We start from the raw sequence: 18,914 nt of genomic DNA, 5'->3' as shown, positions 1-18,914 counted from the left end.
AAAAACCATTGTTTTTTCGATAATCTAAAATTCTTTGAGCTAAAGCAGGTCCTATCCCGGGCAAGGAAGCCAGCTGACTGGAATCCGCCGAGTTAATATTAATTAGTGTATTTTCTGTTGAGACATCTTGAAATCTTTGCACTTCGTGTAGTGATTTCTCGTCATCAATATTACTGTGGCTGTTATCAAAAAAAAAGGGTATAAATATCTTTTGTCCATCATAAATGTGTGCAGCAAGATTAATTGCATCAAGATTTGCTTTTTCTGACTCTCCTCCGGCTGTTTTGACTGCATCTACTATTCTCTCGCCTTCATACAGTTTATAAACTCCAGGTTCTTTAACTGCTCCTGCGATATGAACAATACAGATATCTTCCTCGAAATCACCTTCCTCTTCTATTATATTTTCCCTAACATTTTCTTCACCAGGAATAATAGTAATGGTACTATTTTCCTTGTTATACAATTTCCAAGTAATAATTATTAATAGTATTGAAATAATAATTAAGCAAATTATTTTTTGCTGTTTGGAAAAGTTATACATAATAACTGCCTCTTCTTTTTTAAAATAATTCCCGAAAAATAAGTTTTATTTACTTTTTATCTTTTCCAGAAAATATGCTTTTGCTTCTCCAACAGTGTATAGAGAACCAGTAACACAAACTATATCATTTTTTTTAGCCATATTAAGAGCTTTATGAATAGCGGAATCTACTGAAACGGTTTCAACTATTTTTTCCCTACTAATATACTTTAATGTTTCCCGAGCAAGAACATCAGTTGGGGTTGCCCTGGGGTTATTTGCCATAGTCAGGATTATATGGTCTGCATGAGGAACGATAATTTTAAGTATATTAGAATAATCTTTATCGCTAAAAGCACCTAACACAGCGATTATTTTTTTATTTGGAAAATATTTCTTTAAATCTTCAACAAATCTTGTAACTCCATTGGGATTATGCGCACCATCAAGAATTATCATAGGTTCCCTTTGAATAATCTCAAACCTGCCAGGCCATCTACTTTCATGGAGTCCGGTATAAATTGCCTGTTCTCTGATTTTGAAACCCATTTTATTTAACAACTCTGTAGCCCCTATAGCCATTGAGGCATTCTCTATTTGATATCTTCCTGCCAGGGGTATGTGTAAACTTTGATATTTATTACAAATTCCTGAATAATGAAAGACATTACCATCAATATTTGAAGAAATTATATCTGAGTTAATTTCAATTCCGACTGAGTATAATTTGGTTCTTCTTTTCCGGGCAATATGCTCAATTATTTTTTGAGCTTCCGGATATTGCCGGGCATTAATTGTAAGTGAATTATTCTTAATAATCTCACCTTTTTCATTGGCAATCTCTGAAAGTGTATTTCCCAATCTATCTGTATGATCATAGTCTATATGAGTAATAACTGAAATAATTGATTTGCAAACATTGGTGGCATCAAGTCTTCCACCCAACCCCGCTTCCATAATTGCAAAATCAACATTATTTTCAAAAAAATACAGATATGCCATAGTTGTAATAACTTCAAAAAAAGTTGGATGCTGGTAACCTTCTGTTTTGGCAACTATATTAATTTTGGGTATTATTCTATCTAATAATGAACAAACATCGTGCTTTGTTATAAGATCATCATTAATTCTCATTCGCTCCTGAAAATGTATTAAATGAGGAGAAGTATATAAGCCTACTCTAAACCCAGCATGTTTTAATATGGACAATAGCATTGCCGCAGTAGAACCTTTTCCGTTTGTACCCGCAATATGTATTACTTTTGTCTTTAAATGTGGATTATCAAAAAGACTTAACAGGCAACTTACATTCTTAAGCCCCAATTTAACTCCAAATTTAGTTAATCCATATATATATTCGATTGATTGGTCATAATTTTTCATATTGACTTGAGTGCTTTTAGATTTTTTTGAATCCTGTTTCGTATATCGGTTAGTTCTTTAATTTTTTCCCTTTCTTTCTCAATTATATTATCAGGTGCCTTTTGAATAAAATCAGAATTATTCAATTTTTTATTAATAACAACCATGTCTTTTTCAATCTTTTGCAGCTTTTTTTCTAAACGCTTTGTCTCTGCCTCTAAATCTATAACTCCGGTCAACGGTACAAATATTTCTATATCTTCTAAAACCCCGGTAGCTGAACATTCCGGTTTTTCCAGTGAGGAATCTACCTTGAAGGACTTAACATGGGCAAGATTTTTAATATAAGATAGATGTTGATTAATTAACTCTTCTTTTTCGCTATTAACAATATTGATAAAAACATCAATCTCCCTGGTAAGAGGTATGTTCATTTCTGCTTTAATATTTCTAATTGCTTTTATTACATCCTGAATTGAAGAAACCTTTTCTTCCAAGCTTATACTGGCCTTTTCTTTTTTATACTCAGGCCAGTGTGATACAGAAATACTTATTTCATCGTGTGGTATTTTTTGCCATATTTCTTCAGTGATAAATGGCATAAAGGGGTGCAATAATCTTAAAATATTATCTAATACAAACCAAAGAGTATATTGAGTTGTTCTTTTTTCTATCGTATTGTTTTTGCTATATAATGTTTCTTTTATCAGCTCAACATACCAATCACAGAAATAATTCCAGCTAAATTCATAAATAGCCATAGCAGCATCACTAAATTTAAAGTTATTAAGACTTTCGGTCACTTTCCTGACTGTTTTGTTTAGCTGATAAAGAATCCATTCATCAAATAAGCTAAATTTCAAGTTTTCTTTTTTCACTTCTTTTGGGTCAAAACTATCAAGATGAGTTAAAGAGAATCGGGCTACATTCCAAATCTTATTTGTAAAGTTTCTAAAAGTTTCAATTTTTTCTTTTGAAAGGCGTATGTAATTAGCCTGTATAGTCAGTGAAGCTAAAGTCATTCGTAATGCGTCAGCACCATATTGTTCAATCATTAATAATGGATCGATTACATTACCCTTTGATTTACTCATCTTTTTGCCTTCAATGTCTTTTATCAGTGGATTTATAAAAACCTTTTCAAAAGGAATGTCATTTTTAAATTTAAGACCCATCATCATCATTCTTGCGACCCAGAAAAATATAATATCAAAACCTGTAACCAATAATGAAGTTGGATAAAATTCTTCCAGATCCTGGGTTTTTTCAGGCCAGCCAAGAGTAGAAAACGGCCAGAGTGCAGAACTAAACCATGTATCAAGTACATCTTTATCCTGTATAACGTTTTTGCTATTACATTTTGTACATTCAGTGGGATCTTCCATTTGTACTATCATTTCTCCACAATCCTGACAATACCATACAGGTATACGATGGCCCCACCACAGTTGTCTGGATATGCACCAATCTCTGATATTATACATCCATTCAAAATAAACCTTTGACCATCTTTTAGGAATAAAAGCCGTTTTATTATTCTCTACAGCATCAATTGCAGGTTTTGCTAAATCTTTAATCTTTACAAACCATTGTTTTGAAAGGTATGGTTCAATAACTGTATCACACCTGTAACAGTGTCCAATTGAATGTCTGTAACTTTCGATTTTTTGTAAATATCCATTTTCTTCAAGGTCTTTAACTATTTTTTTTCTACATTCCATAACACTCATATCAATATATTTACCAGTGTTTTTATTGGTTGAGCCATCATCGTTTAAAATATTAATTTGTTCAAGATTGTGTCTTTGTCCCAGTTCAAAGTCATTTAAATCATGGGCAGGGGTAATTTTCACAGCACCTGTACCAAATTCAGTGTCTACATAATCATCTGCAACGATAGGCAATTCTCTTCCAACTAAGGGCAATATGGCTACCTTCCCAACATACTTTTTATAACGCTTATCATGAGGATTTACCGCAATTGCTGTATCTCCGAGCATTGTCTCAGGGCGTGTAGTAGCTACTATTATCTTTTCTTCGACTGAGTCCTTGAGGGGGTATGCTATATAATATAATTTAGAATTTTCTTCTCTCTGCTCTACCTCTATATCCGCCAAAGCAGTTTGACAACGTGGACACCAGTTAATAACATAATTTGATCGATATATTAATTCTTCCTCATACAAAGTGATAAAAACTTTTCTTACTGCCTTAGACAGCCCTTCATCAAGAGTAAAACGCAAACGGGACCAATCACAGGAACATCCCATCTTTTTTAACTGATTTAAAATATTAGAGCCATATTTTTCACGCCATTGCCAGGCTCTTTTTGTGAATTCTTCTCTGCCAATGTCATATCTTGTTTTTCCTTCTTTTGCTATCTCTCTCTCAACAACATTTTGTGTAGCGATACCTGCATGATCAGTTCCAGGAAGCCACAACACATTATAATCCTGCATTCTTTTCCATCTGATTACAATATCCTGTAATGTGTTATTCAAAGCATGCCCAATATGCAAGGAACCTGTTATGTTTGGAGGTGGCATAACAATTGAATAATTATTTTTCTTGCCAATATTGTTTTTTGTAGTGAATATATCATTTTCCATCCAAAACTTATACCATTGATCCTCAACAATTTTTGGATTATAAACAGATTCTAATTTATTTTCTTTTTTTTCTTCCATTATGTAATCTCCTGTATATTCCATTTTATCTAAAATTTAGATTATAATTACTCATAAAAAAACCCTTTTCATCCTTTTAAGGACGAAAAGGGTTCGTGGTACCACCTTAATTCCTGCCTTATTACTATTACTCAATAGTATTTTAAAAAAAGAAGGCAGGCACTTAATATAGTGTTAACGGTTCAACCGATAAAACTTACTACAGTATTTCAGAAATAAGGCTCAGGGAGGACATTCAATATTGTGGCTTTCTAAAGCAATATTTACTTAATCCCTTCATAGCCTGTTTTTATTACTTTTTGCTATGTTACAATGATTATTAAAAGATGTCAAGAATTGCTCTGATTATAATTAATATCAAATCAGGCCGTCTCTCTTTCCTTCTTTTCATTGTTATTCTCATCAATCAGCAATGGTGTCTCATTATTCTCAATTACCTTTTTTGTAATCGTACATCCTTTTACATTTTTTAACGATGGTATCTGATACATTATTTCCAGCATTGATTCCTCTATAATTGACCTTAAACCACGCGCACCAGTATTTCTTTTTAATGCTTTTTCAGCAACAGCCTCTAAAGCAGGTCGAGTAAATTTCAATTCGACACCTTGATTTTTTAGCATTTGCTGGTACTGAAGTGTTACTGCATTTTTTGGTTTTGTTAAAATATCAACAAGGGCATCTTTATCCAGATTGTCAATTGTTGAAATAATTGTCAAACGACCCACAAGTTCCGGAATCAATCCAAATCTGATCAAATCTTCCGGTAAAACACGTTGAAGGATTGCAGTACCATTGTTATTCTCTCTATATATATCAGCATTAAAACCGATATGATGTGTTTGAACACGATTTTTTATTATATTCTCTAATCCTTCAAATGAACCACCGCAGATAAAAAGTATTTGAGAAGTATCAATTTCAATATTTTTTTGGTGTGGATGCTTTCTGCCACCCTGCATCGGCATTGAAGCCATAGTTCCTTCAACAATCTTTAATAATGCCTGTTGTACTCCTTCACCTGAGACATCCCTTGTAATAGAAGGATTTTCTGATTTACGTGCAATCTTATCTATTTCGTCAATATATATTATTCCCATTTGAGCTTTATCAATATCCTCATCTGCGGCATGGTATAGCTTTAAAAGGACATTTTCCACATCATCACCGACATAACCAGCTTCAGTTAAAGTAGTGGCATCTGCAATTGCAAATGGTACTTCTAATTTTTTTGCTAATGTCTTAGCTAAAAGAGTTTTTCCGCATCCACTTGGACCGAGTAATAGAATATTACTTTTTTCCATTTCTACAAAATCATCTAATTTACCATTATTTTTTGTATCCTCAGTCTTTGATAGATTGTTTTTTATTCTTAGAAAATGATTATAAACTGCTACGGATAATATCTTTTTAGCTCTGTCCTGTCCTATTATGTATTGATCTAAAAATGTTTTTATTTCCTCGGGAACAGGTATATTATTAAAAGAAATAGTTTCCTTATTTTTCTTCTTTTTATCGTCTTTCAGGATATAACTGCAAACTTGAATACATTCACTGCAGATATTGACCCCATCAGGACCTGATATTATTTTTTTAACTTCACTTTGGTCTTTACCGCAAAATGAACATTTCATCTAAAACACCTCAATCTTTTTAATAGCTATTAACGCTTTTTTATTACTTCATCAACTATTCCATATTCTTTTGCCTCTTCACCTGTCATATAGAAATCCCTATCTGTATCCCTTTCAATTCTTTCTAAAGGCTGGTTAGTATGGTAAGTTAATATTTCGTTGATTTTTTTCTTTATTCTCAACAATTCTTTAGTCTGTATCTCAATATCTGAAACCTGACCTTGCGCTCCTCCTAATGGCTGATGAATCATAATTCTGGAATTGGGTAAAGAAGAACGTTTCCCTTTTGTCCCTGATGCTAATATTAATGCAGCTCCGCTTGCAGCCATTCCGATGCATATAGTAGATACGTCAGATTTAATGTACTGAATAGTGTCATAAATTGCAATTGTTGAGCTTACTGACCCACCTGGACTGTTTATATATATAAAAATGTCCTTTTCAGGCTCATTTGCTTCCAGAAACAGTAACTGAGCAATAATGATATTTGCAGCCTGATCATCTATTTCTGTTCCCAAAAAGATAATTCTCTCCTTTAACAGACGTGAATATATATCATAGGATCTTTCACCTTGAGGTGTTTTTTCCACAACAATTGGTACTAAATTCATAATAGAAATCCCCCTTTATTTTTCTTCAATTTTAACTTGCATGGATAATTTTTCAATTACTTTCTCGATTTTTATCTGTTCTTTTAAATTATCCATAGTATTGTTTTTTTCAAACATTGCTCTAACTTTTAATGTTTTTTGATTAGTGCTTTCGGCAATTTCTTCAATTTTTTTATTTATGTCTTCCTCAGTAGCAGATATTTTATCATCTTCGATTATTTTGTCAATAATCAATTCTTTTTTTACCTGTTTTTCTGCTATAACCTTATATTCTTTTTTTACCTTTTCCTCGTCAGCTTTAATTATTTTGTAATAATCTTCCAAGGTCATATTTCTATTTTTTAAATCTTCTTTCAGATTATTTAACATTCTTTCTACTTGTTTATCAATTAAGACTTCAGGCACTTCAATATTAGTTTTTTCTGCAACTTTTTCCATTAAATTATCATTAAACTCATTCTCTGCCTGGTATTTTGCCCGTTCCTCAAGCTGTTTTTTAATATGTTGTTTTAATTCATCCAGGTTTTTATATTCGCCGGCACTTTTTGCAAAATCATCATCCAAAGGAGGAAGTTCTTTTTCTTTTATATCTGAAACTTTTATTTTATAAGTAATCTCTTTCCCTGCTATCTTCTTATCACTTATATCTTCAGGTGCTTTTACTACTACATCTTTTTCATCGCCAGGTTTTAAGCCAACTAAATTATTATTAAATTCAGGTGGTGTATTCTCCCCTAATTGAATCATCTGTTTTTCTTTTTTGCCATCTTTAACCGGATTGTTATCAACAAAAGTTTCAAAGTCTGCAATTAAAAAATCACCTATTTTTGATTCTCTATCGGAAACATCCTTTAGTTTACCGTGACTTTCTCTTATTTTTTCTAAATCGCTGTTTATATCTTCCTCAGTGATTTTTGGTATTGTTTTTTCTACCGTGATATCATCAAGTTTCGGTATTTCAAATTCTGGTTTTACCTCTAAAATCATTTTGTAAATAAAAGGTTTCTCTTTATCTGTTTGTACCAAATCTATTTTTGGAACATCAATAGGGTCCAGTTCACTTTTATCGATTGCTTCATTATAACTGTCTTTAATAAGTTTCTCGGCTACTTGCTGGTCAATATATTCTTTGCCCAAGTTCATTTCCAAAATATTGATTGGTATACGTCCTGTTCGGAAACCGGGTATCTTAACTTTTTGGGAAAGTTCGCGATAGGTATTATTAAATTCATGTTGAACCTTTTCAATTTCAACAGTTACAGTAATTTCTACTTTATTATTCTCTTTTTTTCCTTTTTCAATCTGAGTCATTTACTCTACCTCCAGATATATTTGCTCAATCATAATAAAACCGCAAAAATTTTTTGCGGTAATTGTGTTAATTTAAATATTTATTTAAGTCGTTTTATTTATAAAGTATATTTGTTTATTTATTAATATATTTTTCAAATTATTTTTCAATATTGGTGCGAGAGGCGGGACTCGAACCCGCATGGAGTTACCCACTGGATCCTAAATCCAGCGTGTCTACCAATTCCACCACCCTCGCTGGTATTTTATATAAAATGGTGGGCCGTACAGGTATCGAACCTGTGACACCCTGATTAAAAGTCAGGTGCTCTACCTACTGAGCTAACGGCCCACTGATTATTTAATTTTTATTCATATTTCTATTTCACATTCAAGGCGCGCTCGGAGGGAGTCGAACCCCCAGCCCTTGGATCCGAAGTCCACAGCTCTGTCCAGTTGAGCTACGAGCGCTCAAAATGGGGTGAGCGATGGGATTTGAACCCATGACCACTGGAGCCACAATCCAGGGCTCTAACCGGACTGAGCTACGCCCACCATGTTTTCTATCAAGGCGCGCCCGGAGGGAGTCGAACCCCCAGCCTACGGATTAGAAGTCCGTTGCTCTATCCTATTGAGCTACAGGCGCAGGCATCAATAATCATAAACTGGAGCGGGAAACGGGTCTCGAACCCGCGACAACCAGCTTGGAAGGCTAGTGCTCTACCAACTGAGCTATTCCCGCTCATGGTCGGGGTGAGAGGATTTGAACCTCCGGCCCCCTGCTCCCAAAGCAGGTGCGCTAGCCAAACTGCGCTACACCCCGAAACAAAAGTATTATATAGTATATCTTTAGATAAGTCAACAAACTTCTATATATCATTTCAATGTTTTTTTAAAACAATTAATTCTATTATAAATAAAAGTACTCATAAAATAAACAGTTATAATAAAAAAATTATATTTTATTGAAGTTTATAAAGTTTCAGAATAATTTTAATAATTTTATTTAATGCTATAGCCCTGTGGCTTATTTTACTTTTTATTTTTTCTCCCAGCTGAGCAAATGTCTGCTCAAAGCCTTCAGGGATAAAAATCGGATCATAACCAAAACCGCTATCCCCCTGAGGTTTAAGGGAAATTCTTCCGACACATATTCCTTTTGTTGTATAAATATTATTATCAGGAGTAGCAAAAGCCATATTACATACAAAACGTGCGTTTCTCTGCTCCTGGCTGGCATTTTTGAGAGCCTTAATAATCTTGTCTATTCTTTCTCTGTCATCTTTACCCCATCGTGCAGAATAAATCCCTGGCTTACCGTCAAGATAATCAACTTCTAATCCGGAATCATCACCTAAAGAAGGTAAATCAGTAATTGCTGTCACCTGCTTTGCCTTGATTAAGGCATTCTCATAAAATGTTTTTCCGGTTTCAGCAATTTCCGATATTTCCGGATAATTTTTTAAACATTCTATAATGACAGGATATTCTGCAAAATAATCTTTTATTTCACTGACTTTCCCTGAATTATGAGTAGCTAAGACTATTTTTATCATAATTCTCCGACTATTTCTTTTTCTTTTTCAATTACCTGGTTAATTCCGTTTTCTGCTAACTCCATTAATTGGTACATATTTCTTTTAGAAAATGGCTTTTTTTCTGCAGTTCCCTGTATTTCAACTAGTTCGTTTCGTTCAGTCATAATTACATTCATATCTACCTGTGCATTACTATCTTCTTTATATTCAAGGTCAAGAAGCATCTCGCCCTCAACGATTCCTACACTTATTGCCCCAAGAAATTGCTTTATGGGTATTCTTTCTATTTTTTTCTCGGCTTTTAAATATCTTAAAGCATCTATTAAAGCAATAAAAGCACCAATAATTGAAGTGGTACGGGTTCCGCCATCGGCTTGTATTACATCACAGTCGATCCAAATCATTCTGGGACCAAGCACCTCAAGATCAGTTATGGCTCTTAATGAACGACCCACTAATCTCTGTATTTCCTGTGCCCTGCCATTTATTTTACCTTTAACTGAATCTCTTATATTGCGAAACTGATTGGCTCTCGGTATCATTGCATATTCAGCTGTAATCCATCCTTGCTGAGTTCCTCTTAAAAAAAGAGGCACTTTTTCCTCAACGCTTGCTGTGCATATTACTTTATTATCACCCATTTCAATAAAAACTGATCCCTCAGAATACTTTACATAATTACGGGTTATTGTAATAGGTCTAATCTCGTCATATCTACGGTTAAAAGATCTTAGCATGTTCCCTCCCGTTAACTCTTTCGATTGGTTCAATTAATTACTCATTTTTATAATATATTAACATTGTATAGTTAATCATAACAATTATTTGATAAAGCCTAATTTTCAGTCTGGTAAATATTAAAATATTTATTTTTTCCGATACACGATTGAATCAGCAAATTCATAAAATAGATTTGCTTTTTCTCCAAAAATTGAAAGGCTTTTTTTGGCCTCACTGCAATACTTTTGTGCTGCAATTTTTGATTTTTGAACACCGTATATCCCAGGGTAAGTAGGTTTGCTTTCAATTTTATTATCTTCCTGTAAATCAAGTAGATCATCGGTAATTTGAAAAGCCAACCCAATATTCTCACCGTACTTGTTCAAAGCTTCTATCTGTTCATCAGTTGCTTCAAATAAAAAAGCGCCTGTTTTTAAAGCTGCACAGATTAGAGCTGATGTTTTTCGCAGATAAATGCTTTCTACAAAACTGCCATCACCTTTATTATTGGCCCAGCTTATATCATCGACCTGGCCACCTAACATTTTTTGAGTTCCAAGAAGTTCACATATATTATTTATCACTTTCAGTACAGAATCTTTTCTAATTCCTTCTACTTGAGCATTACGGCAAATAAAATCCATGCCCATAACCAACAGAGCATCACCGGTAAGCACTGCCATTGCCTCACCGAAGACTTTATGGTTAGTTAATTTTCCCCTGCGATAATCATCATTGTCCATACAAGGTAAATCATCATGTACCAATGAAAACGTGTGGATCAGTTCAATTCCTGCGGCGGCTGGTAATACTTTTTTGTAATCACCATTTAATAATTCGGCAACCATCATTGTAAGTATTGGGCGTACTCTCTTACCCCCATTTAAAACACTATACCTAATTGATTTATGTATTATTGAAGGGTCCTGATTATCAGTAGGCAGCTCTTTTTTCAAATAATCATCCAATATTATTTTCTTTTCTTCCATGAAGGATTTTAATTCCATATCAAAAATTAACATCCTCATCTTTGTTCTGCAGTGAAAAAGGCTCAGTCTTGTATTTATTATTCTCTTCTCTGGTTAATTTTTCGACTTTTTGCTTGGACTCATTTAATCTTGCCATGCATTTATCAGAAAATTCCATTCCTTCCTCGTATAACTTTAAGGCTTCATCCAGGCTTAATTCACCTTTCTCCAACTCTTCAACTATTTCTTCCAATTTTTTGAGAGAATCTTCAAAAGATATTTCATTATCTTTTTTCTTCTTTTCACTCATTTACACTCCTCCTTTCTGTAACATTTGCAGAAATAATACCATCACTAACCATAACATCTATATTGTCATTTTTTTTAATCTGTTTTGTCTTTTTTATAATGGTTCTTTCAGGGATTTTAAAACAAATGCTGTAACCCCTTTTCAATACACCTTTGGGGCTTAGGGTAATAATTTTTTCTCTATATTTATTTAATATATTTTCGTTAATATTAATAATATGTTTCATATTTAGATTTAATCGTGTAATTAAATCATCTAATGTCTGGGTATGTTGCATTATTTTACTTTTTGGGTTTTGATATCTCAAGCTTTCAAAAACAGTAAAATATTTTTGCTCTTTTAATTCCAATATATACTTTACCATGCGATTAAGTTTACTTCTTACTAAACTAACATTCATTACCAGACTTTCCATATCAGGAATTGTCATTTCGGCAGCTCCGGACGGAGTGGGTGCTCTAAGATCTGCTACAAAATCAGAAATTGTAAAATCAGTTTCATGCCCCACAGCCGATACTATGGGTATTGTAGAATGGTATATTTCTCTTGCAAGTATCTCTTCATTAAATGCCCATAATTCTTCTATTGATCCCCCTCCTCTACCTATTATAATAAAATCGAGGTTTGGAAGTACCTTATTCAGAAACTTTATATTGTCAGATATTTGGGATGCAGCTTCATTTCCCTGAACCTGAGCGGGTACCACTATTATATGTATATTCGGAAACCTTCTCAGTGTAACAGATATAATATCTCTTATTGCTGCTCCTGTGGGGGAAGTTATTACAGCTATCTTTCTGGGAATTTTTGGTAAAGTTTTTTTTATATCCTGTCTGAACAATCCTTCAGCTTTCAATTTTAATTTTAACTGCTCAAATGCAGCAAATAATGCTCCTTTGCCCACTTCAACCATTTGCATTACATAAAACTGATATTCTCCTCTTTTTTCATAGACCCTAATATCACCCGTTGCCCTAACTCCCATGCCATCACATGGATTAAAGCTCAAACCAAGGTTGCTTCCTCTAAACATAACGCATTTTATCTGGCTTTTATCATCTTTCAGAACAAAATACATATGCCCTGAAGAATGATATTTAAAATTACTTAATTCACCAACAATTGTTACATTTTGTAAAAGAGGATCTGATTTAAACAGTTGTTGTATATGACTGGTTATATTAGAGACAGAATACACTTTTTTATTATTAAATTGGTTTGAAGACATATAATACCTGGTCTGAATTATTTAATATTCTAAAAACTATCAATATTTCAGGCAGTTCTTGTCAATCTTTCCAAGAACTCCATTAACAAATCCAAAAGAACTCTCTGTGCTATATTTTTTTGCTAATTCAACTGCTTCATTTATAGATACACTTTTTGGTATATTTTCAATAAAAACAATTTCGTATATAGCTATTCTCAAAATATTTCTATCAATGTTTGCCATTCTTTCTAAAGACCAATGGTTAGCATGTTTTTTTATTAAAGGATCTATATTATCAAGATTACTGAGAACTCCTTTTACTAATTGTAGAGAAAATTCGATTACTAAATCTGGATTATTAAACTGCATAACTTCATCTATTTGAAATGCATAGCTGCTAGCTTCATCAACATTACAATGAACTAAATCTATTTGGAAAAGTATTTTTAATGCTATTTCTCTTGAAATTCTTCTGTTTCCCATGTTCTCCCCAATTTATTTCTCTAACTAAAATAATTTTTTCTTTTTAGAATATTTTTACGAACATTTCAGGAATTGCTAATTTATCTTTATTTCCAAATTTTCCAGTATCATGAATACCATTTATATGAATGTTAATTATATTAACTTCTAAACCTGTTATTTCTTTAAATTTCTCTTTTATTTTTGCCTGAATCTCCCAGGTTAAATCGGGTATTCTAATACCATAATTAATTACTAAAAAAAGGTTTATTATCACAATTTTGGGTTTAATTTCAATCTTGATATCTTGAACAATTCCAGCGCTTTCATCAGGGTTTTTCTTATAATATTTTTTGTAAAATTGATTTAAAGTAGTATCTTTGGGCTTGATAATCCTTTTTGTCTCTAGCAAAATAAGCTGCGAAAGTGTTTCGATGGCTGATCTTGAAACATTAATATTACCTTTTTCGTTATTTATGGTCACATATTCCATAAAATCTTACTGAACCCTTTCCTGGTATTTTTTGTCCTTGGTGTTAACTTTTATAATATCACCTTCTTTAATAAAAAGGGGAACCTGCACTTCAGCACCTGTTTCAAGAGTTGCAGGTTTTAATGCCCCGGAAACAGTATTGCCTTTAGCCCCGGGAATAGTTTTAATAACTTCTAATGCTATACTTCCAGGAAGTTCAATACCCATAACTTTATTTTGCCAAAAAGTGACTTGTGCCTCATTTCCTTCCTTTAACAAATCTGTAGCATCACCTATTTGTTCAGCGACTATAGGAATCTGCTCATAGCTATCTTTATCCATAAAATAATAATTGTGTCCATCATTATAAATATATTGCATATCTTTACGATCGATTATTGCCTGTTCGAATTTTTCACCGGCACGGAATGTTTTGTCAAGAACAGCTCCCGTTTGTAAATTTTTTAATTTTGTCCTTACAAATGCACCGCCTTTACCCGGCTTTACATGTTGGAATTCGATAATAGTATATATGTCCCCATCAATTTCTATACTTATTCCATTCTTGAAATCACTTGTAGAAATCAATATAATTCCTCCTTCGATTGTAAAATAAATATATTTTACAAATTCATTTTTTTATTAGTTGTTATTTTTTTTATTTATTCAGAAATATTCTGTCTTTTAATAAATATACTATAAATATATTTATTTAGTTGACAAATTTTTTACATAACTGTTTTACTTCTTCTGATACTTTATTTTTAGTAGTTTCATCATTTATATTGCTCAGAACACGGTCAATCAATTCTGCAATAATTATCATTTCTTCTTCTTTCATGCCTCTGGTAGTCATTGCAGGGGTTCCAATTCGAATTCCACTGGTAACCATAGGTGGCTGTGTATCAAAAGGTACAGAGTTCTTATTTACAGTGATACCTGAGTTTTCCAGAGCCTTCTCTGCCTGTTTTCCGGTTATTCCCTTGTTTCTTAAATCAATTAGCATAAGATGATTATCAGTACCGTCAGACACTAATTTATAATCCATTTCCATCATTTTTTGAGCCAGTGTAATGGCATTTTTCTTTATTTGTTTTTGATATGATTTAAAATCGTCTTGCATAGCTTCTTTAAAACATACAGCCTTGGCAGCAATCACATGCATTAATGGACCACCCTGAATACCAGGAAAAATACTTTTATCTACCTGTTTAGCAAGATCTTCCTGACAAAGAATTAGACCACCTCTGGGACCACGTAAAGTCTTATGAGTTGTAGTAGTGACAAAATGGCAATAAGGAATTGGGCTGATATGTTCACCTGTAACTACTAACCCGGCAATATGAGCAATATCTGCAATCAGGTAAGCACCAACTTCATCAGCAACCTCTCTAAATTTATCAAATTCAATTTCTCTTGGATAAGCACTTGCTCCTGCTACAATCATTTTTGGGTTATTTGCTAAGGCCAAATCCCGAACCTGATTATAATCAATCCGCCCTGTTTCTTTGTCTACCCCATAAGGAATAATATTGTAAAGTTTTCCAGAAAAATTAACCGGACTGCCATGAGTTAAATGCCCACCATGTGCTAAATTCATTGATAAAATGGTATCTCCTGGCTTTAATACGCTGAAATAAACTGCCATATTTGCCTGAGATCCGGAATGTGGTTGGACATTGGCATGTTCAGCTGAAAAAAGCTTTTCTGCCCGTTTTATTGCAAGTTTTTCTACTTCATCTATAAATTGGCATCCACCGTAATATTTATTCCCAGGGTAACCTTCAGCATATTTATTTGTTAAAACAGAGCCTTGTGCTTCCAAAACAGCGTCACTTACAAAATTTTCAGATGCAATAAGCTCTATTGTACTTTTCTGTCTTTTTTCTTCTTTTTGAATAAGCTGGTATATTTCCTCATCGGTTTTATTTAAGTTCAATTCAATTCCTCCTTTTATTACACCAAATCATAATTATGTTATTATTTTGTCAATGAATAAATCATAAAAATATTTTTAAATGACAATATCATCAATATCATTATCCTGGTAATTATATACAGATAATTCTTTTGGTAATAATGTAATTACTTCACAACCATTTTCGGTTACTATTACAGTATCTTCTATGCGAACTCCACCAATGCCCGGTACGTAAATTCCCGGTTCAATCGTTACAACCATACCCGGTTGCAGAATGTTTTGGTCATTTTGACTCAGTCGGGGAAGTTCGTGCACATCAAGCCCAATCCCGTGACCCAATGAATGCAGAAAATAGTCACCATAACCGCTTTTGCTAATATTTTTTCTTGCAAAATCATCCAATTCGTAACAACTTTTACCAGCTCTTACCTGCTGTAATGTGGCAATTTGAACATTCTTAATTATCTCAAATATCTTTTTCTGTTCACTGTTTGGTTCTCCTAATAAAAGAGAGCGGGTGCAATCCGAATTATACATTTTAAAAATACAACCAAAATCTATAATAATTAATTCTTCTTTTGTTATTCTTTTGACTGAAGGTTCTCCATGTATAAGTAATCCCCTCTCACCCGAAGTAACTATTATATCAAATGCTTCTTTTTTAGCACCATTTTTTTGCATATTATAATTCAGTTGAGCTGCGATAGTAAGTTCAGAAATACCATGCTTTATTAAAGAGATGGTATTTAGGAAAGAACTTGTTGCAATATGAGCAGATTTTTTTAACAGCTCAATTTCATAATCATCTTTTATAATACGTAATTTTTCAATTACAGCATGGAGGGGATAAAGTTTTAAGTGAGGTAAACGGGATTGATATTTCAGATATTTATCAACAGAAAGCGATTCAGCTTCAAAACCGAGTCCATTAATTTTTAGTTCTCCAATTACATTGCAAAGCATCTCTGTTTGTGCATCAGTCTTTAACATATCCTGAATGATGATTTGGCAATTAGATACCTGCTCATTTGCCTGTTCTGTATAACGGCTGTCAGTAATTAGAAAATTCTTGTCAGGTGAAGATATAAGTATACCTTCACCGGTAAATCCGGATATATAATAAATATTTTTTGGATTCGTAATCAGAAAAGCAGATATATCATTTCTGGTTCTATTGATTTCCTGCCAAAGTTTATTTTGTCTATCTTTTATCAATGTACAAATCCTTTCTTTTCTTTTAACATAATTAGCAATACTCAATTATACAGATTATTGATGATTATTTGCAAATCTTTTCACTATCTAAATTATAGGGATAAGCTTTGGTAATTTTTACATCTATCCATTTACCAATATCTGAATAATTTCCACCAGATACATTAATATGGCCATCAATTTCAGGTGCTTCACTGCAGGAACGACCTATTAATACTTTGTCATTCTCCTGTGATACCTCATCAATTAATACTCGCTTTTCCTTACCTATCTTAGAGGAATTTAATTCTAAGGATATTTTTTGTTGTAAGCTCATTAATTTTTCTAATCGTAATTTTTTAATTTTTTTTGAAATATGTCCTGATAATTTATTGGCAGCACACTCTTCCTCATTATGATAAGAAAAAGTACCAACTCTTTCAAAATGATATTTTTCTATAAAATCGTATAACTGCTGAAAATCCTCTTCTGTTTCACCAGGGAAACCAACAATCAAAGTTGTCCTGATTACTAAATCAGGAATTTTATCTCTTAATTTTTCAATGAGCTTGAGAATATCAATTTTGGAAATTTTACGGTTCATTCTTTTTAAAATATTATCACTGATATGCTGTAGTGGTATATCGAGATAGGGACATATTACAGGGTTTTTTGATACAATTTCAATTAATCTATCATCATAATGTGCAGGATGAGTGTAAAGCAATCTTATTTTAATATCTTTTTTCTGGAGCAATTTTGCCATCTCCTGCAATAGATAAGACAACATATATTTACCATATTTATCCATTCCGTAAAAAGTTGTATCCTCGGCAATTAATATTATCTCCTTCAGGGGATAGCAATCAATTAAATTCTTTGTTTCAGAAATTATCGACTCAACAGTGCGGCTCCTATATCGCCCTTTTATGCGTGGTATTAAACAGTATGTGCAGCCATTATTACAGCCCTCAGCTATTTTCAGGTAAGCATAATGTTTTGGGGACAGCAGAAAGCGTGGTGATTTTTCATTATAAATATTACATGGCTGTTTATTTACTTCATAAAGAACTCTATTCCTAACAAGATTTTTAACTATATCACCTACCCTGCTAATCTCATCTACTCCGATAAAGACATCAACCTCAGGAAGAGTTTCAATAAGTTCAGATTTTTCATATCTTTGGGGCAGACAACCTGTAACTATAATATACTTTAATTTACCTTCTTTTTTTAACTCAGCTGCCTGCATAATAGTATCTAATGATTCCTCTACAGCGGGTTGGATAAAACTACAGGTATTTATTATCACTGCATCTGAATTTTCGACCTGGTTGGTAAGAGTGAAATTTTCCTTTAACAGATAACCACAGATAACTTCGCTATCGACAAAATTTTTTGGGCATCCTAATGATTGAATGCTAATGCGCATAAGAAACCACCAATATATATTTATTTGAATACTGAGGGTATTTTATCACTTGAAAGGATTGGTGTCTATAGAAAACAAGTTTTCAGTTTTTAGTCGCCGGTTTACAGTTAAAGATAAATACGTTTTTTGTTATTGGTTTACAATTTTCAGTAACAATTCAAATACAAAATACTAAAAAATATATTTTGAAAATATCCCTTTCCCCTCGGCGGTAGAGGATTAGAGTGTGAGGAAGAAGTAAAATAGTTAGTTCTGTCTCATTAAATATTAACAAGCAGCAGGCATTGATTTACCCGCTGCTTGAATTGTAAACTTCAACATCTTTATAATTATATATTTATAAAATGAAATGAATTTTCATATGACAATATCATGGTTATTTTAAAATATTTTATTTAAACAAAAAACTGTAAACTAATAACTGATAACTTACTTACATTTCTACTCAAGTATGTTTTTAAAATCTATATATAGCTACAACATCTTCACTATCAGGCATTTTATCTTCATCCAATACATAAACCTGTCCACCATTTGAAACAGTATTAATCGCAGCAAAATTATATAAATCATAGTTATT

Annotated in this window: 17 protein-coding genes, 7 tRNA genes and 1 other annotated feature; all 24 genes read right to left on the bottom strand. The window is 32.8% G+C overall.

The annotated features are described in order from the left end of the window. A partial coding sequence (locus tag PHQ99_04075) for a helix-hairpin-helix domain-containing protein (protein MDD4288743.1) occupies positions 1-544 on the bottom strand: 544 nt, incomplete at its 3' end. 45 nt (positions 545-589) lie between these two features. Next, on the bottom strand, positions 590-1,906 hold the full coding sequence (locus PHQ99_04070) for a bifunctional folylpolyglutamate synthase/dihydrofolate synthase (protein MDD4288742.1): 1,317 nt from the start codon (positions 1,904-1,906) through the stop codon (positions 590-592). Continuing rightward, the gene (locus tag PHQ99_04065; protein MDD4288741.1) at positions 1,903-4,572 is read right to left on the bottom strand and encodes a valine--tRNA ligase; all 2,670 of its coding nucleotides are present in this window, start codon (positions 4,570-4,572) and stop codon (positions 1,903-1,905) included. Before PHQ99_04065 ends, PHQ99_04070 begins: the two co-directional genes overlap by 4 nt. A 75-nt stretch (positions 4,573-4,647) precedes the next feature. Further along, positions 4,648-4,861: a binding site (T-box leader), on the bottom strand. Positions 4,862-4,934: 73 nt separating this feature from the next. Then, the gene (gene clpX, locus PHQ99_04060; protein MDD4288740.1) at positions 4,935-6,206 is read right to left on the bottom strand and encodes an ATP-dependent Clp protease ATP-binding subunit ClpX; all 1,272 of its coding nucleotides are present in this window, start codon (positions 6,204-6,206) and stop codon (positions 4,935-4,937) included. A 29-nt stretch (positions 6,207-6,235) separates the two neighbouring features. Beyond that, positions 6,236-6,817, bottom strand: coding sequence for an ATP-dependent Clp endopeptidase proteolytic subunit ClpP (gene clpP / locus PHQ99_04055; protein MDD4288739.1), 582 nt, complete (start codon positions 6,815-6,817; stop codon positions 6,236-6,238). 15 nt (positions 6,818-6,832) lie between these two features. Further along, complete coding sequence (tig, locus tag PHQ99_04050) at positions 6,833-8,128, bottom strand: trigger factor (protein MDD4288738.1); 1,296 nt, start codon at positions 8,126-8,128, stop codon at positions 6,833-6,835. 153 nt (positions 8,129-8,281) lie between these two features. Then, a tRNA-Leu gene (locus PHQ99_04045) sits at positions 8,282-8,366 on the bottom strand. Between the two features lie 17 nt (positions 8,367-8,383). Continuing rightward, positions 8,384-8,459, bottom strand: a tRNA-Lys gene (locus PHQ99_04040). Positions 8,460-8,504: 45 nt separating this feature from the next. Next, a tRNA-Arg gene (locus tag PHQ99_04035) sits at positions 8,505-8,578 on the bottom strand. Between the two features lie 6 nt (positions 8,579-8,584). After that, a tRNA-His gene (locus PHQ99_04030) sits at positions 8,585-8,662 on the bottom strand. Between the two features lie 17 nt (positions 8,663-8,679). After that, a tRNA-Arg gene (locus PHQ99_04025) sits at positions 8,680-8,753 on the bottom strand. A gap of 20 nt (positions 8,754-8,773) precedes the next feature. Beyond that, positions 8,774-8,849, bottom strand: a tRNA-Gly gene (locus PHQ99_04020). A 3-nt stretch (positions 8,850-8,852) separates the two neighbouring features. After that, a tRNA-Pro gene (locus tag PHQ99_04015) sits at positions 8,853-8,930 on the bottom strand. A 139-nt stretch (positions 8,931-9,069) separates the two neighbouring features. Continuing rightward, positions 9,070-9,663, bottom strand: a complete 594-nt coding sequence (rdgB, locus tag PHQ99_04010; GenBank protein ID MDD4288737.1) for an RdgB/HAM1 family non-canonical purine NTP pyrophosphatase — start codon at positions 9,661-9,663, stop codon at positions 9,070-9,072. Further along, on the bottom strand, positions 9,660-10,382 hold the full coding sequence (gene rph / locus PHQ99_04005; protein ID MDD4288736.1) for a ribonuclease PH: 723 nt from the start codon (positions 10,380-10,382) through the stop codon (positions 9,660-9,662). The genes rdgB and rph overlap by 4 nt, the downstream gene beginning before the upstream one ends. 129 nt (positions 10,383-10,511) lie before the next feature. Next, on the bottom strand, positions 10,512-11,393 hold the full coding sequence (locus PHQ99_04000; GenBank protein ID MDD4288735.1) for a polyprenyl synthetase family protein: 882 nt from the start codon (positions 11,391-11,393) through the stop codon (positions 10,512-10,514). After that, positions 11,374-11,643, bottom strand: coding sequence for an exodeoxyribonuclease VII small subunit (locus PHQ99_03995; protein MDD4288734.1), 270 nt, complete (start codon positions 11,641-11,643; stop codon positions 11,374-11,376). Before PHQ99_03995 ends, PHQ99_04000 begins: the two co-directional genes overlap by 20 nt. Beyond that, on the bottom strand, positions 11,636-12,871 hold the full coding sequence (gene xseA / locus PHQ99_03990; protein MDD4288733.1) for an exodeoxyribonuclease VII large subunit: 1,236 nt from the start codon (positions 12,869-12,871) through the stop codon (positions 11,636-11,638). Before xseA ends, PHQ99_03995 begins: the two co-directional genes overlap by 8 nt. Before the next feature lie 39 nt (positions 12,872-12,910). Then, a complete protein-coding gene (nusB, locus tag PHQ99_03985; GenBank protein ID MDD4288732.1) occupies positions 12,911-13,336 on the bottom strand; it encodes a transcription antitermination factor NusB in 426 nt (141 codons plus the stop codon). A gap of 43 nt (positions 13,337-13,379) precedes the next feature. Then, positions 13,380-13,808: an Asp23/Gls24 family envelope stress response protein gene (locus PHQ99_03980; protein ID MDD4288731.1), complete on the bottom strand. Its 429-nt coding sequence runs from the start codon at positions 13,806-13,808 to the stop codon at positions 13,380-13,382. A gap of 6 nt (positions 13,809-13,814) precedes the next feature. After that, positions 13,815-14,375, bottom strand: coding sequence for an elongation factor P (gene efp / locus PHQ99_03975; GenBank protein MDD4288730.1), 561 nt, complete (start codon positions 14,373-14,375; stop codon positions 13,815-13,817). A 124-nt stretch (positions 14,376-14,499) separates the two neighbouring features. Continuing rightward, on the bottom strand, positions 14,500-15,732 hold the full coding sequence (locus PHQ99_03970; protein ID MDD4288729.1) for a serine hydroxymethyltransferase: 1,233 nt from the start codon (positions 15,730-15,732) through the stop codon (positions 14,500-14,502). 69 nt (positions 15,733-15,801) lie between these two features. After that, positions 15,802-16,923, bottom strand: a complete 1,122-nt coding sequence (locus tag PHQ99_03965; protein ID MDD4288728.1) for a Xaa-Pro peptidase family protein — start codon at positions 16,921-16,923, stop codon at positions 15,802-15,804. 64 nt (positions 16,924-16,987) lie between these two features. After that, positions 16,988-18,334: a 30S ribosomal protein S12 methylthiotransferase RimO gene (gene rimO / locus PHQ99_03960; GenBank protein ID MDD4288727.1), complete on the bottom strand. Its 1,347-nt coding sequence runs from the start codon at positions 18,332-18,334 to the stop codon at positions 16,988-16,990. Between the last annotated feature and the right edge of the window lie 580 nt (positions 18,335-18,914).

This window comes from Atribacterota bacterium, from assembly GCA_028703475.1.
Taxonomy (GTDB): domain Bacteria; phylum Atribacterota; class Phoenicimicrobiia; order Phoenicimicrobiales; family Stramentimicrobiaceae; genus JAQVMU01.
This window is presented reverse-complemented; position numbering and strand designations above follow the sequence as displayed.